Below are 18,181 nucleotides of genomic sequence, written 5' to 3'. Positions count from 1 at the left end.
TTTTCCTGGCGACCATAGCGTCTTGGAACCACCTGATCCCATCTCGAACTCAGAAGTGAAACGAGACCGCGCCAATGATAGTGTGAGGTTTCCTCATGTGAAAGTAGGTCATCGCCAGGGTTTTATTTAAGTGATAGTCAGAGAAATTATCACTAAATCCTGCAAAAGCAGGGAAAAGCGAATATGCTGGCGTAGCTCAGTTGGTAGAGCAACTGACTTGTAATCAGTAGGTCCCGGGTTCGATTCCTGGTGCCAGCACCATCATAAATAGGTTGGCCGTTAACAAAATGTTGACATTCTATTCATCTTAAAAGACAATAGCGTTCTTTTTGGAGGGGTTCCCGAGCGGTCAAAGGGATCAGACTGTAAATCTGACGGCTCTGCCTTCGAAGGTTCGAATCCTTCCCCCTCCACCAGTTAAAAAGAAGGATAAGCGGGTGTAGTTCAATGGTAGAACTTCAGCCTTCCAAGCTGATAGCGTGGGTTCGATTCCCATCACCCGCTCCAAAATATTAGAAAATAGAAATATTTGCTTGTTCGTATGAATCTGCAAGCTAATATAAGCCCACATAGCTCAGGCGGTAGAGCACTTCCTTGGTAAGGAAGAGGTCGTTGGTTCGAGTCCAGTTGTGGGCACCATAATGTCAATTTAGCAAATGGGGAGACTTTCCAATGGCGAAGGAAAAATTTGAGCGTAAGAAGCCACACGTAAATGTTGGCACGATTGGTCACGTAGACCACGGTAAGACGACATTAACTGCGGCTATTACCACAATTATGGCGAAGAAGTTTGGTGGCACGGCGAAAGCATATGATCAGATTGATGCGGCCCCCGAAGAACGCGAGCGTGGTATTACGATATCTACAGCACACGTAGAATACGAATCAGCAAACAGACACTATGCACACGTTGATTGCCCAGGACATGCTGACTATGTTAAGAACATGATTACTGGAGCGGCCCAAATGGACGGAGCGATACTTGTAGTATCAGCAGCTGATGGTCCAATGCCACAAACTAGAGAGCACATTTTGTTATCACGCCAAGTTGGTGTTCCTTACATTGTTGTGTTCATGAACAAAGCCGACATGGTTGATGATCCTGAGTTATTAGAGTTGGTAGAAATGGAAGTACGTGACTTGTTAAGCAGTTACGATTTCCCTGGCGATGATATTCCAATTGTTGTTGGTTCTGCGCTGAAAGCGTTGGAAGGTGATGAGAGCGATATTGGTGTTAAAGCAATTGAGAAATTGGTTGAGACGATGGACTCTTACATACCGGAGCCAGTACGTAACATTGATAAAGCATTTTTGTTACCGATTGAAGACGTATTTTCTATTTCTGGACGCGGAACAGTAGTAACAGGCCGTGTAGAGAGTGGAATAGTGAAAGTGGGTGAAGAGATTGAGATTGTGGGAATCCGTGATACTCAAAAAACCACTTGCACAGGTGTTGAGATGTTCCGTAAGTTGTTGGATGAGGGTCGAGCTGGAGATAACGTAGGTGTATTGTTACGTGGAACCAAGCGAGATGAAGTTGAGCGCGGCCAAGTATTAGCGAAGCCAGGAACAATTAAGCCTCATACAAAATTTGAAGCTGAAGTATATGTGTTGTCTAAAGAAGAAGGTGGACGTCATACTCCATTTTTCAATGGATACAGACCACAGTTTTATTTCAGAACAACAGACGTGACAGGTACATGTGACTTGCCATCTGGAGTAGAAATGGTAATGCCAGGTGATAACGTACAATTGACGATTAACCTGCATGCACCTATTGCGATGGACGAAGGTTTACGTTTCGCAATTCGGGAAGGTGGCCGTACTGTTGGCGCCGGTGTTGTTGCGAAAATTATCGAGTAATAAAGTTAAATTGTGTTGGCATGAATATCTGATTCATGCCAATTAATTTAGGCCAGTAGCTCAATTGGCAGAGTGGCGGTCTCCAAAACCGCAGGTTGGGGGTTCGATTCCCTCCTGGCCTGCCAACTTACAAGTGAATATGAAAAGTTCTAACGAAAATCAAAGTACTACTAAAAATATACTTTCATGGATGTCTGTAGTTCTTATAACTGCAGCAGCTTTTTTTTGTACATATCACTATACTTTTTCAGGTCCCATTCAGTCAATAATATGGCTTGCATGGTTGTTGCTGACATTATTTCTTGCCTACCTGACTTCTGTAGGTAAACAAGTATTTAAATTTGCTCAAGAATCAAAAGTTGAATTGTTAAAGGTCGTTTGGCCAACCCGCCAAGAAACGATACAGACAACAACGATTGTTATTGTTATGGTTGCCGTAACCGGATTTATACTCTGGGGCGTCGATTCAGCGATGATGTGGGCAATTGCTAAAATAACGCATTTAGGGTGAATTCGGTGGAAGAACACAAATCGAAACAATGGTACGTTGTACATGCCTATTCAGGTTACGAGAATTTCGTCATGCGCGAAATTAAATCTCGTGCACAACACCATAATTTGGAAGATAAAATTGGTGAAGTTGTTGTGCCCTCAGAAGAAGTTGTTGAAATGCGTTCAGGTCAAAAACGCAAAAGCACTCGTAAGTTTTTTCCTGGCTATGTGTTAGTGAACATGGTTATGGAAGATCAAACATGGCATATGATAAGAGCAATCCCAAGAGTACTAGGTTTTATTGGTGGGACCAGTCAGACTCCTACACCTATTACTGATAAAGAAGCTCAGGCGATTATGCAACGTGTTGAAGATGGTGTTACTAAACCTAGACCGAAGATTCTATTCGAACCAGGCGAAGTGGTTCGAGTTAAAGAAGGTCCATTCGTTGACTTCAATGGTGTAGTAGAGGAAGTCAATTATGAGAAAAACAGATTAAGAGTAGCCGTACTGATTTTTGGACGTTCTACTCCGGTTGAACTTGAATTTAGTCAAGTAGAGAAAACTTAGTTCGCTAAGGTGCCCTGGATAACCCTTAATAAACACCAAGTTTAGATAAGAGTTATCCAGGGCTATTTTGTGTAAAAAGGGGAGCTAGAAATTAAAAAAGTATATTCATCCTTTTTTAAAAAAAACTAGCGTATGACCCATAAGGAGTAAAGATGGCAAAAAAAGTAGAAGCATATATAAAGTTGCAAATTCCAGCAGGTAAAGCTAATCCAAGTCCACCAGTAGGTCCAGCTTTGGGTCAACGTGGTGTTAACATTATGGAATTTTGTAAAGCCTTTAACGCTGCAACACAACAAATGGAACAAGGGTTACCGACACCAGTTGTAATCACTGTTTATAGTGATCGTAGTTTTACCTTCATTACTAAGACACCACCGGCTTCAGTTCTTCTGAAAAAGGCTGCGGGTATTCAAAGTGGAAGTGGTACGCCTAACACTAAAAAAGTGGCCAAACTTAACGTCAAACAACTTGAAGAAATTGCGAAGATTAAAGAACCTGATTTAACTGCAGCCAGCTTAGCAGCAGCGGTTAGAAGTATTGCAGGTACTGCTCGCAGTATGGGTATTGACGTTGAAGGCTTAGAGTAAGGGGGATGCCATGCCAAGAGTATCGAAGAAACAAAAAAAGATTTTAGAGACAATCAAGACAAATCATTTATATAGCGCTAGTGAAGCAATTAATCTTTTGAAACAATTTGCTTCAGCTAAATTTCGTGAAAGTTTAGATATTAGTGTTAACTTGGGTGTTGATCCTCGTAAATCAGATCAAGTAGTTCGTTCATCAACTAACTTACCTAAAGGTACTGGTAAAGTTGTGCGTGTTGCCGTTTTTGCACAAGGTGACAACGCGACCAAGGCAAAAGATGCTGGTGCTGATATCGTTGGATTTGAAGATCTTGCTGAAAAGATTAAAGGTGGCGCAATGGATTTCGATGTTGTTATTGCAACACCAGATGCTATGCGTATCGTCGGCCAATTAGGCCAGATTTTAGGCCCAAGAGGCTTAATGCCAAATCCAAAAGTTGGAACTGTTACAACAAACGTTGAGGCTGCAGTTAAAGATGCTAAATCAGGTCAAGTACGTTACAGAACTGACAAAAACGGTATTATCCATTGTACTGTCGGTAAAGTAGATTTTGCGGCTGAAGACATTATCGAAAATATAGTTGCTTTAATTAATGATCTAAAAAAGGCGAAGCCTTCTTCATCTAAAGGTCAATATTTAAAGAAAATATCTTTATCTACAACTATGGGTCCTGGAATAGCTATTGATATTTCATCAATACCTGTGTAATATAACCACCCATTTTTAGGAATTCACGGCATAGATTTGGTTCCATGCCGTCGAAGACCGCAGGTGCTAACGCTTAATTTCCTGCGCAGACGGTGAACCGGCTCCAACATAATGAAAGAGGCGGCCACCATAACTGGCAAATCCTTGTGATTTGTATAATTAGGAGGTCAGTAACGTGACATTAAATTTAGCTGCAAAAAAAGCTGTTGTTGAAGAAGTGACTGCGGTCGCCTCAAAGGCTATTTCGGCAGTAGTTGCTGATTATCGTGGTTTAACTGTTAATCAAATGACGCACTTACGTAGTGAAGCACGTAAATCTGGTGTTTATCTTCGAGTTGTAAGAAATACTTTGACAAGAAGAGCCTTTAAAAACACTGAATTTGAGTGCTTGAATGACTTGCTTGTCGGCCCGTTATTCATTGCTTTATCACTAGAAGCACCTAGTGATGCAGCAAGGCTACTTAAAGAATTCACTAAGACATGCGACAAACTTGAGGTTAGAGCATTATCAGTAGGCGGAAAAGTATACAGAGCAGATCAAATTGATGCTGTTGCTAGCTTACCGACTCGTGATGAAGCAATCGCCAAGTTAATGTACGTGATGAAAGCGCCCGTTGAGAAATTTGTCAGAACTCTTGCTGAGCCTCATGCTAAATTAGTAAGAACCTTAGCAGCGGTAAAAGATAAAAAAGCAGGTTAAGTCACATTTAATCGTTAAATTAATTTTAAATCAGGAGCTAGTAATGGCTGTGTCAAAAAATGATATTTTAGAAACCATAGCAAACATGTCTGTTATGGAAGTTGTTGAGTTAATCGAAGCAATGGAAGAGAAATTTAACGTTTCTGCTGCCGCTGCTGCTGTTGCAGTTGCTGCTCCAGCTGCTGCTGCCGCCGCTGCTGAAGAACAAACTGAGTTTAACGTTGTTATGACTAGTTTTGGTGCTAACAAAGTAAACGTTATTAAAGCAGTTCGTGGTATTACAGGTCTTGGCTTGAAAGAAGCTAAAGATTTAGTAGAAGGTGCTCCTTCAACAATTAAAGAAGCTGTATCTAAAGACGAAGCTGCTAACATCAAGAAAGAACTTGAAGAAGCTGGTGCTTCAGTAGAAGTTAAATAATAAAGCTATATCAGTGAGATAGAACCCAGCCATGGTTTCATGGCTGGGTTTACGTGTTTGAAGTCATCAATAATTTACAGAGGAAACACCATGGCCGTTGCAGAAGCTAAACCTCAATATTCGCATGCTGAGAAAAAACGATTTCGCAAAAGCTTTGGTACGCAGGCCGATAAAATGGCAATACCAAATCTGCTTGAAATTCAACTCAAATCTTACAGGGATTTCCTTCAGGCTGATAGCAAGTCAAATGAACACTTTAATACAGGATTGCATGCTGCATTTTCTTCTGTATTTCCGATTGAAAGCTTTTCAGGCAATGCACGATTAGAATATGTTGGTTATAAGTTAGGTGAACCAGCATTCGATGTTCGTGAATGCAAATTAAGAGGTCTAACATATTCTGCACCATTGAGGGTTAAAATAAGACTTGTTGTTTTGGATAAAGACGCAAGCGAAGAACCTAAGCCAATTAAAGATATTAGAGAACAAGACGTTTTTATGGGTGAAATACCTTTAATGACAGATGTAGGCACGTTCGTAGTAAATGGTACTGAACGGGTAGTAGTTTCTCAGTTACATCGTTCTCCTGGTGTGATATTTGAGCACGATAAAGGTAAAACCCATTCTTCAGGTAAGTTGTTATATTCCGCGCGTATTATACCCTACCGTGGTTCTTGGTTAGATTTTGAATTTGATCCAAAAGATTGTGTTTATGTTCGTATTGATAGACGACGTAAATTACCGGTTAGTATTCTTTTAAGAGCTTTAGGATACGAAACAGAAGATATTCTGAGCGAATTTTTTGAAATGACCAGCTGCCATCTTAAAAATGGCGAATATCATATTGATCTTATCCCTCAACGTTTACGCGGGGAAATTGCTTCTTTTGATATTCATGTCCCTGAGACAGGGGAATTAATTGTCGAACAAGGTAGAAGAATTACAGCACGTCATATCAAGTTAATGGAAAAAAGTCAGATGAAAGATCTGATTGTGCCTCGTGATTATCTAATAGGTAAAACTTTAGCCAGAAATATCATTGATACCTCTACCGGAGAGTTTATTGCTCAAGCAAATGATGAAGTTACAGATGAGTTGCTCGATGCAATGGCTTCTAACGGACTCCATGAATTTGATATGATTTACACCAATGATTTGGATCATGGTTCATATATATCAGATACAGTTAAAATTGATCCTACTTCAAGTCAATTAGAGGCGCTTGTTGAAATTTACCGTATGATGCGTCCAGGCGAGCCACCAACTAAAGAGGCTGCCGAAGCTTTATTTAAAAATCTATTTTTTGTCGATGAGCGGTATGACTTATCTGCAGTTGGAAGAATGAAATTTAATCGACGCGTTGGTAGAAAAAATGATGACGGTCCGGGCACTTTGACTAAAGAAGATATTTTGTCAGTTATCAAAACCCTTATCGACATAAGAAACGGTATTGGAATGGTTGATGATATTGACCATCTAGGTAACCGAAGGGTTCGTAGTGTCGGGGAAATGACTGAAAATCAATTTAGAGTGGGTCTTGTGCGTGTTGAAAGAGCCGTTAAAGAACGTTTAAGTTTGGTTGAGTCAGAAAATCTGATGCCGCAGGACTTGATTAATGCAAAACCCGTTTCCGCAGCAATTAAAGAATTTTTCGGTTCCAGTCAGCTGTCACAATTTATGGATCAAGTCAATCCATTATCCGGTGTTACCCACAAACGACGCGTTTCTGCACTAGGCCCAGGTGGTTTAACACGTGAACGTGCAGGGTTTGAGGTACGTGACGTACATACTACACATTATGGTAGAGTATGTCCTATTGAAACTCCTGAAGGTCCAAACATTGGGTTGATTAACTCCCTGTCTGTATATGCTAGAACAAATGATTATGGATTTATTGAAACTCCATGTCGTAAAGTAATTAATGGCCGTGTTACTGATGATATTGAATATCTCTCAGCTATTGAAGAAGTGGATCAATACATCGCCCAATCAAGCGTTGCACTTGATAAAGAAGGTAACATACTGGCTGATCTTGTTCCTTGCAGACATCAAAATGAATTTTCATTGACTACGCCCGATAATATCAACTACATGGATATTTCGCCGAAGCAGATTGTGTCTGTGGCAGCTTCTTTGATTCCATTCCTAGAACATGATGACGCGAACCGTGCTTTAATGGGTTCAAACATGCAACGACAAGCAGTGCCTACCCTGCGCTCAGAAAAACCTTTAGTAGGTACTGGGATGGAGCGTATTGTAGCGTCTGATTCGGGAGTTTCAGTAGTAGCAAAACGAGGTGGGATAATTGATCTTGTTGATGCATCTCGTATTGTGGTCCGTGTTAATGACGATGAGACTACCGCGGGTGAAACCGGCGTTGATATTTATAACCTGACTAAATACTTCCGCTCAAATCAGGATACATGTATTAACCAACGTCCAATAGTCAATACAGGTGATATCATCCAAAGAGGCGATATATTGGCCGATGGTCCATGTACTGATATGGGCGAACTGGCTTTAGGTCAGAACTTGTTGGTCGCTTTTATGCCATGGAATGGATATAACTTCGAGGACTCTATTCTTATATCCGAGCGTATCGTACAAGATGATCGATTCACAACAATTCATATAGAAGAATTAACGTGTATTGCCCGTGATACTAAATTAGGTACAGAAGAGATTACTGCAGATATTCCTAATGTAGGTGAATCTGCTCTTTCTAACTTGGATGAATCAGGTGTAGTATACATCGGTGCTGAAGTTAAAGCCGGCGATATTCTTGTTGGAAAAGTTACTCCTAAGGGCGAAACACAATTAACACCTGAAGAGAAGCTACTAAGAGCAATCTTTGGCGAAAAGGCTTCTGATGTTAAGGATTCTTCACTTCGTGTTCCATCAGGAATGAATGGTACTGTCATTGACGTGCAAGTATTTACGCGTGATGGCTTAGAAAAAGATGCCCGTGCGAAAAGCATCGAGGAAGAACATTTGGCGCGAGTCCGTAAAGACTTAGTTGATGAGCGACGTATTCGTGAAGAAGATATCTACCATCGCGTAGCAAATATTGTTCTCGATAAAGTAGCAACAGGTGGCCCAGGAAACCTGAAACCAGGATCTAAAATAAACCAAGAATACCTTGATAAGATAGGTAGAGATAAATGGTTTGATATCCGTCTTGAAAACGATGTAACGAGCCAGCAATTAGAACAGCTTTCAAAGCAACTTGAAATGTTGTCTAAAGAAATGGAAAAGCGCTTTAACGACAGTCGTAAGAAAATCATTCAAGGCGATGATCTGGCTCCTGGCGTGTTAAAAATTGTTAAAGTGTATCTTGCTGTGAAAAGACGTATTCAACCAGGCGATAAGATGGCAGGTCGTCACGGTAACAAAGGGGTTATCTCCATCGTAGTTCCTGTTGAAGACATGCCGCATATGGAAGATGGAACAGCAGTAGACATCGTTCTTAATCCGCTAGGCGTACCATCACGTATGAATATCGGACAAGTGCTCGAAACCCACCTTGGTTTAGCTGCAAAAGGCTTGGGTAACAAAATTGCTCAGATGCTTGATACAAAACAAAATGCGGCTGAAATCAAGTCGTTCTTGAATAAGATATACAACCATGATGACGTACAACGTGTACATTTAGATTGTCTAAATGATGAAGAAATATTTAGATTGGCAGATAATCTACGTGCTGGTGTACCTATGGCGACACCTGTTTTTGATGGTGCTTCTGAAGAAGAAATAAAACGCATGCTGCAACTGGCGGATTTGTCTTCTGATGGTAAAACCTATTTGACTGACGGACGAACTGGAAGCAAATTTGATAACCCGGTAACTGTCGGTTACATGTATATGTTAAAACTAAATCATTTAGTTGATGATAAGATGCATGCTCGCTCAACTGGCTCATATAGCCTAGTAACGCAACAACCATTAGGTGGTAAAGCACAGTTTGGTGGACAACGCTTTGGGGAGATGGAGGTTTGGGCTCTCGAAGCTTATGGTGCAGCTTATACATTACAGGAAATGTTGACTGTGAAATCAGATGACGTTGGAGGTAGAACAAAGATCTACAAAAATATTGTCGATGGCGATCATCGTATGGACCCAGGAATGCCTGAGTCTTTCAACGTATTGTTGAAAGAAATTCGTGCATTGGGCATAGATATCGAACTCGAACACGATTAACTTTTTCAGCGATACATACTGATTAACAAATTTTTGGAGGCATAGACTTGAGTACTCTAAACGACGATCCAATGAATGAGCCAATGAGAAAAGCTCCTGTGATGAGCGATTTGCTTGGCATCCTAAAGCAACAGGGACAAAGTGAAGAGTTCGACGCAATTAAGATTGCGTTGGCTTCTCCTGAGCTAATTCGTTCATGGTCATATGGTGAAGTAAAAAAACCAGAAACAATAAATTATCGTACCTTTAAACCTGAACGCGATGGGTTGTTTTGTGCTAAAACTTTTGGCCCAGTAAAAGATTACGAATGCTTATGTGGAAAATACAAGCGTCTTAAACATCGCGGTGTTATTTGTGAAAAGTGCGGTGTTGAGCTTGCGCTTGCAAAAGTGCGTCGTGAACGTATGGGACATATTGAGCTCGCAAGCCCAGTTGCACATATTTGGTTTTTGAAGTCGTTACCTTCCAGAATAGGTTTACTCCTGGATATGACTTTGCGTGATATTGAGCGTGTTCTTTATTTTGAAGCGTTTGTTGTTGTTGACCCAGGAATGACTGAGTTGGAACGTGGTCAATTGCTGAATGATGAAGTGTATCTTGATGCAATGGAACAATATGGTGACGAGTTTGATGCACGTATGGGTGCCGAAGCTATTCGTGATTTGCTCCGCCAAGTTGATCTTGAAGATGAAATCAAGAATTTGCGTGAAGAGTTACCAACTACCAACTCTGAAACCAAAATTAAAAAAATTACCAAAAGATTAAAATTACTCGAAGCTTTTTATGAGTCTGGGAATAAGCCAGAGTGGATGATTATGGATGTCCTACCTGTGCTACCACCTGATTTAAGACCATTGGTACCACTAGATGGTGGCCGTTTTGCTACATCTGATTTGAATGATTTATATCGACGTGTCATTAACCGAAACAACCGTTTGAAACGTCTTTTGGATCTTAACGCACCAGATATTATTGTTCGTAATGAAAAGAGGATGTTACAGGAATCAGTTGATGCTTTGCTCGATAATGGACGTCGTGGCCGTGCAATTACGGGCACCAACAAGCGACCCCTTAAATCGCTAGCTGATATGATTAAAGGAAAGCAAGGTCGTTTCCGTCAAAACCTGTTAGGTAAACGTGTGGATTATTCAGGTCGTTCTGTAATTGTGGTTGGTCCGACTTTGAAACTGCATCAGTGCGGTCTCCCTAAGAAAATGGCTCTTGAGTTATTTAAACCATTCATATTCAGTAAACTTGAATTCAGAGGCTTAGCTACAACAATTAAAGCAGCCAAAAAAATGGTAGAGCGTGAAGAGTCTGTGGTCTGGGATATATTAGATGATGTAATTCGTGAACATCCTATCCTGCTAAACCGTGCTCCTACTCTCCATAGATTAGGTATACAGGCCTTCGAACCCGTACTTATTGAGGGTAAAGCGATACAACTTCATCCATTAGTATGTACTGCATACAACGCTGACTTTGACGGTGACCAAATGGCGGTGCATGTGCCCTTGACTTTAGAGGCACAATTGGAAGCTCGCTCATTAATGATGTCTACAAACAACATCTTATCACCTGCGAGTGGTGAGCCAATTATTGTACCTAGCCAGGACGTTGTATTAGGCTTATATTACTTAACTCGTGAAAAAGTTAATGCCTTAGGTGAAGGGAAGATTTTTGTTAGTGCCCAAGAAGCACAAAACTTTTATGAGTCAGGTCATCTTGATATTCATGCTAAAATTAAAATCCGCATGCCAAAAGAAGATAGTGAAGGTCACCATTTGGTAGAAACAACTGTTGGCCGAGCAATTCTTGCTGAAGTGCTACCTAAGGGTATGACCTTTGCTCAGATAAACCGTACGATGACCAAGAAAGTCATTTCCAAAGTCATAGATACCTGCTATAGAAATTTTGGTTTGAAGGAAACGGTTATTTTTGCTGATAAGCTTATGTATACAGGCTTTAAGTATGCAACTCGCTCTGGTGTATCAATTGGTATTGAAGATATGGAAATACCTGATGACAAAGCCAGCATTATTGATCATGCAGATAACGAAGTTCGTGAAATCGAATCACAATTCCGATCTGGTTTGGTAACCAATGGCGAACGTTACAATAAAGTAATCGATATTTGGTCCAGAACTAACGAATTAGTTGCTAAATCGATGATGAGTAAAATAGCAACAGAAGAAACAATTGATGCCAAAGGGAATAAAGTTCGACAAGAATCCTTCAATCCAATCTTTATGATGGCTGATTCAGGAGCGCGGGGTTCCGCAGCGCAAATAAGACAGCTAGCAGGTATGCGCGGATTGATGGCTGCACCTGATGGCTCTATTATTGAAACGCCAATTACAGCTAACTTCCGCGAAGGTCTGAACGTATTCCAGTATTTCATTTCGACTCACGGAGCTAGAAAAGGTTTGGCAGATACAGCGTTAAAAACTGCTAACTCGGGTTATTTGACACGACGTTTGGTGGATGTAGCTCAAGACGTAGTGATTACTGAAGATGATTGCGGTGTTGATACTGGTATTTTAATGCAACCTCTGATTGAAGGTGGGGATATCGTTGAGCCGTTACATGAGCGCGTTTTAGGACGAGTAGTTGCTGCCGATGTTTATATTCCTAACCAAAGTGAACCTGTTGTTACTGCGGGTACCTTATTGGATGAAGAATGGGTTGAAAAACTCGAAAAGCAAGGTGTGGATCAAATTATGGTTCGCTCACCGATTACCTGCCAAACCCGTTTTGGATTGTGTGCTAAGTGCTATGGCCGTGATTTGGCCCGAGGCCATCTCGTTAATACAGGTGAAGCTGTAGGTATTATAGCTGCTCAGTCAATTGGAGAGCCCGGCACCCAGTTAACAATGCGTACTTTCCATATTGGAGGTGCTGCTTCTAGAGCGACCGCAGCGAATAATATTCAGATTAAAACGAAAGGGGTTATTCGTTTACATAACATTAAAACAGTTACTCACGAAAACAAAAACTTGGTGGCTGTATCTCGCTCCGGTGAGGTAACCATTGTTGATGAGTTCGGGCGTGAACGTGAACGTTACAAGTTGCCATACGGCGCTGTAATTTCAGTTCATGACAATTCACCTGTAGAAGCTGGGCAAGTTATTGCTACTTGGGATCCCCATACTCACCCAGTTATTTCAGAGGTAACAGGATATCTGAAATTTGTTGATTTGGTTGAAGGTATCACCATGAACCGACAAACAGATGAGCTAACAGGCTTGAGTAACATCGTAGTTATCGATGCGAAACAACGTAGTGCAGCAGGTCGTGATTTACGCCCGATGGTAAAACTCGTCGCTGAAAACGGGGAAGATATTTATCTTGCTGGTACCAACGTTCCTGCTCAATACTATCTGCCAGTAGATGCGATTGTTAATTTCGAAGATGGCGGTCACGTAGGTATAGGAGACGTCATAGCACGTATTCCTCAAGAACGTTCTAAAACTCGCGATATTACCGGGGGTCTGCCTCGAGTAGCTGATTTATTCGAAGCGCGTAAACCTAAAGATTCAGCTGTTATGGCTGAAGTTTCAGGAATGGTTAGTTTTGGTAAGGAAACAAAAGGTAAGAGAAGATTACTTATTAATGTTTCTGAAGATCAATGTCATGAAGAATTGATACCTAAATGGAGACATATTTCTGTCTTTGAAGGGGAGCATGTTGAACGCGGTGAAATTATTGCTGAAGGTGCGCTCAATCCTCATGATATATTGCGCTTACTTGGCGTTGGTGCATTAGCGAATTACATTGTAAATGAAGTTCAAGACGTATATCGTTTACAAGGTGTAAAAATTAATGATAAACACATCGAAGTAATCGTACGACAAATGCTACGTAAAAGAGTTATTACTTTTGCTGGGGATTCTAAATTCTTGGCCGGTGAACAAGTTGAAGAAAGCGTCTTGTTGCAGGAAAATGACAAGCTTATTGCTGAAGATAAACAACCAGCCCGAGGTACTCCTATATTGTTAGGTATTACCAAGGCTTCTTTGGCAACTGAGTCATTTATCTCTGCTGCTTCGTTCCAAGAAACAACAAGAGTTTTAACTGAAGCTGCTGTAAGTGGTAAAGTTGATGATTTACGTGGTTTAAAAGAAAATGTTATGGTAGGTCGCTTGATCCCTGCAGGAACAGGTTATGCATACCATCAAAGCCGTAAGGCAAAAAGAGCTAAGGCTGCAGCCGGTGAGCACCCAGTGCATACCGTCACTGCAAGTGATGTTGAGCATGCGTTAAGTGAAGCATTAAACGCAGACAATCAAGAACACTAGTTCGGATTCGAAAAACGGCAGATTAAACTTGACAAATCTGCCGTAGCTATATAGAATCCGGCCTCCTTATGCATTCGAAATAATCAAAAGAGACAGATCGGAGTTAAGTATAAATGGCTACTATTAATCAGTTAGTAAGAAAGCCTCGTGTGGACGTAAAAAAGAAAAGTAACGTGCCTGCACTGGAATCATGTCCACAAAGACGCGGTGTATGTACACGCGTTTACACTACTACACCTAAAAAACCTAACTCAGCTATGCGTAAGGTTGCTCGTGTACGGTTAACTAATGGATTTGAAGTTTCATCATACATTGGTGGAGAAGGCCATAACCTTCAGGAACACTCAGTTGTTCTAATTAGAGGTGGTCGTGTTAAAGATTTACCTGGTGTGCGTTATCACACTGTAAGAGGTAGCTTAGATACCTCAGGTGTTAATGATCGTAAACAAGGTCGTTCAAAATACGGTACTAAAAAACCAAAAGATAAAAAATAACTGATTGTAGGAAATCGAAATGCCTAGAAGAAGAGAAGTCCCCAAAAGAGAAATTTTGCCAGATCCTAAACATCATAGTGAGTTATTAGCAAAATTTATCAACGTATTAATGGTTAGTGGTAAGAAGTCTACTGCTGAAAAAATTATTTATGGTGCTTTATCCGTTATGGAAGAGCGCGTAAAGAAACTTAAAAAAACAGATGAAGATGAAAGCGAATCAGGTTCAACTGGTTCTGCAACAGTTCTTCGTTATTTTGAAAATGCTTTAGATAATGTACGCCCAAGCGTTGAAGTTCGTTCACGCCGAGTTGGTGGCGCTACATATCAAGTCCCTGTTGAAGTTAGAACGGACAGAAGCATTGCTTTAGGAATGCGCTGGATTGTACAGGCAGCACGTACTCGTGGTGAAAAGGGTATGATGCTACGTTTGGCTGGAGAACTTATGGATGCTTACGAAAGTAAAGGTTCTGCAGTGAAGAAACGCGAAGATACACATAAGATGGCAAAAGCTAACCAGGCATTTGCACATTTTAGATGGAACTAATAGAGAGGTAATCCCGTGTCTACTCCATTGAAGTTATATAGAAACATAGGTATTGCAGCGCACGTTGATGCTGGTAAAACAACAACAACAGAGCGTGTCCTGTACTATACTGGTATGTCTCATAAAATTGGTGAAGTTCATGACGGTGCAGCAACTATGGACTGGATGGTTCAGGAGCAAGAGCGCGGCATTACCATTACCTCAGCAGCAACAACGTGCTACTGGTCTGGCATGGACAAACAGTTCGAGCCACATCGTATTAATATCATTGATACACCAGGACATGTGGACTTCATGATTGAAGTCGAGCGGTCTTTGCGTGTGCTCGATGGTGCTGTTGTGGTGTTCGATTCAGTATCTGGAGTGGAACCACAGTCTGAAACAGTTTGGCGCCAAGCAAATAAATATGGTGTACCACGAATTGTGTTCGTCAACAAGATGGATAGAATGGGTGCAAACTTCCTTCGTGTGGTAAGCCAAATTAAGCAAAGACTTGGTTCAAATCCTGTCGTTGTTCAATTACCCATTGGTGCTGAAGAAGAATTTAAAGGTGTTATTGACCTTATTAAGATGAAAGCAATTCATTGGGATGAAGAAAACAAAGGGATGACTTTCCAATATAAAGAAGTTCCTGCAGATCTCAAAGAACAATGTGAAGAATACCGTGCTCTACTCATAGAAGCAGCTGCAGAAGCAAATGAAGAACTCATGGAGAAGTATCTTGAAGGTCAAGAGTTCACTGAAGCAGAGATTAAGACAGCGCTACGTCAATTGACTATTAGCAACCAAATTGTCCCTGTTTTTTGTGGTTCAGCCTTTAAAAATAAAGGCGTACAAGCAGTACTAGATGGAGTAATTGAGTATTTACCTTCTCCAACTGATATTCCTGACGTTCAAGGCGTTGATGAAGATGGTGAGCCAGCTTCTCGTAAAACAAGTTATGATGCTCCTTTTTCTGCTTTGGCGTTTAAAATCGCAACTGACCCATTCGTTGGTACTTTAACTTATTTTAGAACTTACTCTGGTGTTCTAAAAAGTGGTGACACTGTTTATAACTCAGTAAAAGCCAAAAGAGAACGTATAGGTCGTTTACTCCAGATGCATGCTAATTCACGTGAAGAAATCAAAGAAGTAAGAGCTGGTGATATTGCTGCAGCTGTAGGACTGAAAACAGTAATGACTGGTGATACTTTATGTGATACTGAAAGTGTTGTCATATTAGAAAGAATGGATTTTCCCGATCCTGTAATTGCTGTCGCTGTAGAACCAAAAACTAAGGCCGATCAAGAAAAAATGGGTATTGCCCTTGGTAAGTTGGCTCAAGAAGATCCTTCATTCAGAGTTCATACTGACGAAGAATCTGGACAAACGATTATTGAAGGTATGGGTGAGCTTCATCTAGAAATTATTGTTGACCGCATGAAACGAGAGTTTAATGTGGAAGCTAATGTTGGTAAGCCTCAAGTTGCCTATCGCGAAACATTGAAACAACCTGTGGAGCAAGAAGGCAAGTTTGTAAGACAATCAGGTGGGCGTGGACAGTACGGTCACGTTTGGCTGAAAATTGAACCTCAAGAGCCTGGAAAAGGTTATGAGTTTATCAACGCAATTGTTGGTGGTGTTATTCCTAAAGAATACATACCTGCTGTTGATAAAGGTGTTCAAGAGCAGATGCAAAATGGCGTTATTGCTGGATATCCAGTAGTGGATGTTAAAGTCACGTTGTTTGACGGTTCATTCCACGAAGTGGATTCTAGTGAGATGGCATTTAAAATCGCAGGTTCACAATGCTTCAAGCAAGGTGCATTAAAAGCTAAACCTGTATTGCTTGAGCCTATAATGAGCGTTGAAGTCGTAACCCCTGAGGATTACATGGGGGATGTTATGGGTGACCTTAACAGACGTCGCGGTCTGGTTCAAGGAATGGAAGATTCACCAGCAGGTAAAATTGTTCGGGCTGAAGTTCCATTAGCAGAGATGTTTGGTTATTCAACCGATTTACGTTCTGCGACGCAAGGAAGAGCAACATACACAATGGAATTTAGTAAGTACGCGGAAGCACCAAATAACATTGCTGAAGCAATTATTAAGAAACAATAAAGTTAACGAGGTTATTGAAATGGCGAAGGAAAAATTTGAGCGTAAGAAGCCACACGTAAATGTTGGCACGATTGGTCACGTAGACCACGGTAAGACGACATTAACTGCGGCTATTACCACAATTATGGCGAAGAAGTTTGGTGGCACGGCGAAAGCATATGATCAGATTGATGCGGCCCCCGAAGAACGCGAGCGTGGTATTACGATATCTACAGCACACGTAGAATACGAATCAGCAAACAGACACTATGCACACGTTGATTGCCCAGGACATGCTGACTATGTTAAGAACATGATTACTGGAGCGGCCCAAATGGACGGAGCGATACTTGTAGTATCAGCAGCTGATGGTCCAATGCCACAAACTAGAGAGCACATTTTGTTATCACGCCAAGTTGGTGTTCCTTACATTGTTGTGTTCATGAACAAAGCCGACATGGTTGATGATCCTGAGTTATTAGAGTTGGTAGAAATGGAAGTACGTGACTTGTTAAGCAGTTACGATTTCCCTGGCGATGATATTCCAATTGTTGTTGGTTCTGCGCTGAAAGCGTTGGAAGGTGATGAGAGCGATATTGGTGTTAAAGCAATTGAGAAATTGGTTGAGACGATGGACTCTTACATACCGGAGCCAGTACGTAACATTGATAAAGCATTTTTGTTACCGATTGAAGACGTATTTTCTATTTCTGGACGCGGAACAGTAGTAACAGGCCGTGTAGAGAGTGGAATAGTGAAAGTGGGTGAAGAGATTGAGATTGTGGGAATCCGTGATACTCAAAAAACCACTTGCACAGGTGTTGAGATGTTCCGTAAGTTGTTGGATGAGGGTCGAGCTGGAGATAACGTAGGTGTATTGTTACGTGGAACCAAGCGAGATGAAGTTGAGCGCGGCCAAGTATTAGCGAAGCCAGGAACAATTAAGCCTCATACAAAATTTGAAGCTGAAGTATATGTGTTGTCTAAAGAAGAAGGTGGACGTCATACTCCATTTTTCAATGGATACAGACCACAGTTTTATTTCAGAACAACAGACGTGACAGGTACATGTGACTTGCCATCTGGAGTAGAAATGGTAATGCCAGGTGATAACGTACAATTGACGATTAACCTGCATGCACCTATTGCGATGGACGAAGGTTTACGTTTCGCAATTCGGGAAGGTGGCCGTACTGTTGGCGCCGGTGTTGTCGCTAAAATTATCGAGTAATT

13 protein-coding genes, 5 tRNA genes and 1 rRNA gene are annotated in these 18,181 nt (G+C 41.1%); all 19 read left to right on the top strand.

The window, feature by feature from the left end; translation table 11 throughout:
• Positions 1 to 4 precede the first annotated feature (4 nt).
• The 19 genes from rrf to tuf (ACWTE2_RS33655) all read left to right on the top strand — a co-directional run bounded on the left by rrf (position 5) and on the right by tuf (ACWTE2_RS33655) (position 18,179).
• Positions 5 to 120: ribosomal RNA gene (rrf, locus tag ACWTE2_RS33745) — 5S ribosomal RNA — on the top strand.
• Between the two features lie 65 nt (positions 121 to 185).
• Positions 186 to 261: transfer RNA gene (locus tag ACWTE2_RS33740), tRNA-Thr, on the top strand.
• A 70-nt stretch (positions 262 to 331) separates the two neighbouring features.
• A tRNA-Tyr gene (locus ACWTE2_RS33735) sits at positions 332 to 416 on the top strand.
• 17 nt (positions 417 to 433) lie between these two features.
• Positions 434 to 507, top strand: a tRNA-Gly gene (locus tag ACWTE2_RS33730).
• 56 nt (positions 508 to 563) lie between these two features.
• Positions 564 to 639, top strand: a tRNA-Thr gene (locus ACWTE2_RS33725).
• A 33-nt stretch (positions 640 to 672) separates the two neighbouring features.
• Entirely contained in the window at positions 673 to 1,863 is a 1,191-nt protein-coding gene (gene tuf, locus ACWTE2_RS33720) for an elongation factor Tu (protein ID WP_182391666.1), read from the top strand.
• Positions 1,864 to 1,912: 49 nt separating this feature from the next.
• A tRNA-Trp gene (locus ACWTE2_RS33715) sits at positions 1,913 to 1,988 on the top strand.
• 14 nt (positions 1,989 to 2,002) lie between these two features.
• Positions 2,003 to 2,374 (top strand): preprotein translocase subunit SecE, encoded by a 372-nt coding sequence (secE, locus tag ACWTE2_RS33710; protein ID WP_182391673.1) that lies wholly within the window; start codon positions 2,003 to 2,005, stop codon positions 2,372 to 2,374.
• Positions 2,375 to 2,379: 5 nt separating this feature from the next.
• A complete protein-coding gene (nusG, locus tag ACWTE2_RS33705) occupies positions 2,380 to 2,925 on the top strand; it encodes a transcription termination/antitermination protein NusG (RefSeq protein WP_182393711.1) in 546 nt (181 codons plus the stop codon).
• Positions 2,926 to 3,077: 152 nt separating this feature from the next.
• Entirely contained in the window at positions 3,078 to 3,512 is a 435-nt protein-coding gene (rplK, locus tag ACWTE2_RS33700) for a 50S ribosomal protein L11 (RefSeq protein ID WP_010654844.1), read from the top strand.
• A gap of 10 nt (positions 3,513 to 3,522) precedes the next feature.
• A complete protein-coding gene (gene rplA, locus ACWTE2_RS33695; protein WP_182391672.1) occupies positions 3,523 to 4,218 on the top strand; it encodes a 50S ribosomal protein L1 in 696 nt (231 codons plus the stop codon).
• Between the two features lie 175 nt (positions 4,219 to 4,393).
• Positions 4,394 to 4,918: a 50S ribosomal protein L10 gene (gene rplJ / locus ACWTE2_RS33690; RefSeq protein ID WP_182391671.1), complete on the top strand. Its 525-nt coding sequence runs from the start codon at positions 4,394 to 4,396 to the stop codon at positions 4,916 to 4,918.
• A 43-nt stretch (positions 4,919 to 4,961) separates the two neighbouring features.
• The gene (rplL, locus tag ACWTE2_RS33685) at positions 4,962 to 5,336 is read left to right on the top strand and encodes a 50S ribosomal protein L7/L12 (RefSeq protein WP_182391670.1); all 375 of its coding nucleotides are present in this window, start codon (positions 4,962 to 4,964) and stop codon (positions 5,334 to 5,336) included.
• Positions 5,337 to 5,426: 90 nt separating this feature from the next.
• Positions 5,427 to 9,533, top strand: a complete 4,107-nt coding sequence (rpoB, locus tag ACWTE2_RS33680; RefSeq protein WP_182391669.1) for a DNA-directed RNA polymerase subunit beta — start codon at positions 5,427 to 5,429, stop codon at positions 9,531 to 9,533.
• Positions 9,534 to 9,634: 101 nt separating this feature from the next.
• On the top strand, positions 9,635 to 13,831 hold the full coding sequence (rpoC, locus tag ACWTE2_RS33675; RefSeq protein WP_454786165.1) for a DNA-directed RNA polymerase subunit beta': 4,197 nt from the start codon (positions 9,635 to 9,637) through the stop codon (positions 13,829 to 13,831).
• Between the two features lie 113 nt (positions 13,832 to 13,944).
• Positions 13,945 to 14,325, top strand: a complete 381-nt coding sequence (rpsL, locus tag ACWTE2_RS33670; RefSeq protein WP_010654837.1) for a 30S ribosomal protein S12 — start codon at positions 13,945 to 13,947, stop codon at positions 14,323 to 14,325.
• A gap of 19 nt (positions 14,326 to 14,344) precedes the next feature.
• The gene (gene rpsG, locus ACWTE2_RS33665) at positions 14,345 to 14,869 is read left to right on the top strand and encodes a 30S ribosomal protein S7 (protein WP_182391668.1); all 525 of its coding nucleotides are present in this window, start codon (positions 14,345 to 14,347) and stop codon (positions 14,867 to 14,869) included.
• Positions 14,870 to 14,884: 15 nt separating this feature from the next.
• Positions 14,885 to 16,969 (top strand): elongation factor G, encoded by a 2,085-nt coding sequence (fusA, locus tag ACWTE2_RS33660; RefSeq protein WP_454786157.1) that lies wholly within the window; start codon positions 14,885 to 14,887, stop codon positions 16,967 to 16,969.
• Positions 16,970 to 16,988: 19 nt separating this feature from the next.
• On the top strand, positions 16,989 to 18,179 hold the full coding sequence (gene tuf, locus ACWTE2_RS33655) for an elongation factor Tu (protein WP_182391666.1): 1,191 nt from the start codon (positions 16,989 to 16,991) through the stop codon (positions 18,177 to 18,179).
• Positions 18,180 to 18,181 lie beyond the last annotated feature (2 nt).

This window comes from Legionella nigrisilvae (genome assembly GCF_977063395.2).
This window is presented reverse-complemented; position numbering and strand designations above follow the sequence as displayed.

Coding starts and splice junctions, on each gene's coding strand:
- rplK (WP_010654844.1), top strand. CDS start 3,078: ATGGCAAAAAAAGTAGAAGCATATATAAAGTTGCAAATTCCAGCAGGT.
- tuf (WP_182391666.1), top strand. CDS start 16,989: ATGGCGAAGGAAAAATTTGAGCGTAAGAAGCCACACGTAAATGTTGGC.
- secE (WP_182391673.1), top strand. CDS start 2,003: ATGAAAAGTTCTAACGAAAATCAAAGTACTACTAAAAATATACTTTCA.
- rpoC (WP_454786165.1), top strand. CDS start 9,635: ATGAGCGATTTGCTTGGCATCCTAAAGCAACAGGGACAAAGTGAAGAG.
- tuf (WP_182391666.1), top strand. CDS start 673: ATGGCGAAGGAAAAATTTGAGCGTAAGAAGCCACACGTAAATGTTGGC.
- rpsG (WP_182391668.1), top strand. CDS start 14,345: ATGCCTAGAAGAAGAGAAGTCCCCAAAAGAGAAATTTTGCCAGATCCT.
- rpsL (WP_010654837.1), top strand. CDS start 13,945: ATGGCTACTATTAATCAGTTAGTAAGAAAGCCTCGTGTGGACGTAAAA.
- rpoB (WP_182391669.1), top strand. CDS start 5,427: ATGGCCGTTGCAGAAGCTAAACCTCAATATTCGCATGCTGAGAAAAAA.
- rplL (WP_182391670.1), top strand. CDS start 4,962: ATGGCTGTGTCAAAAAATGATATTTTAGAAACCATAGCAAACATGTCT.
- rplA (WP_182391672.1), top strand. CDS start 3,523: ATGCCAAGAGTATCGAAGAAACAAAAAAAGATTTTAGAGACAATCAAG.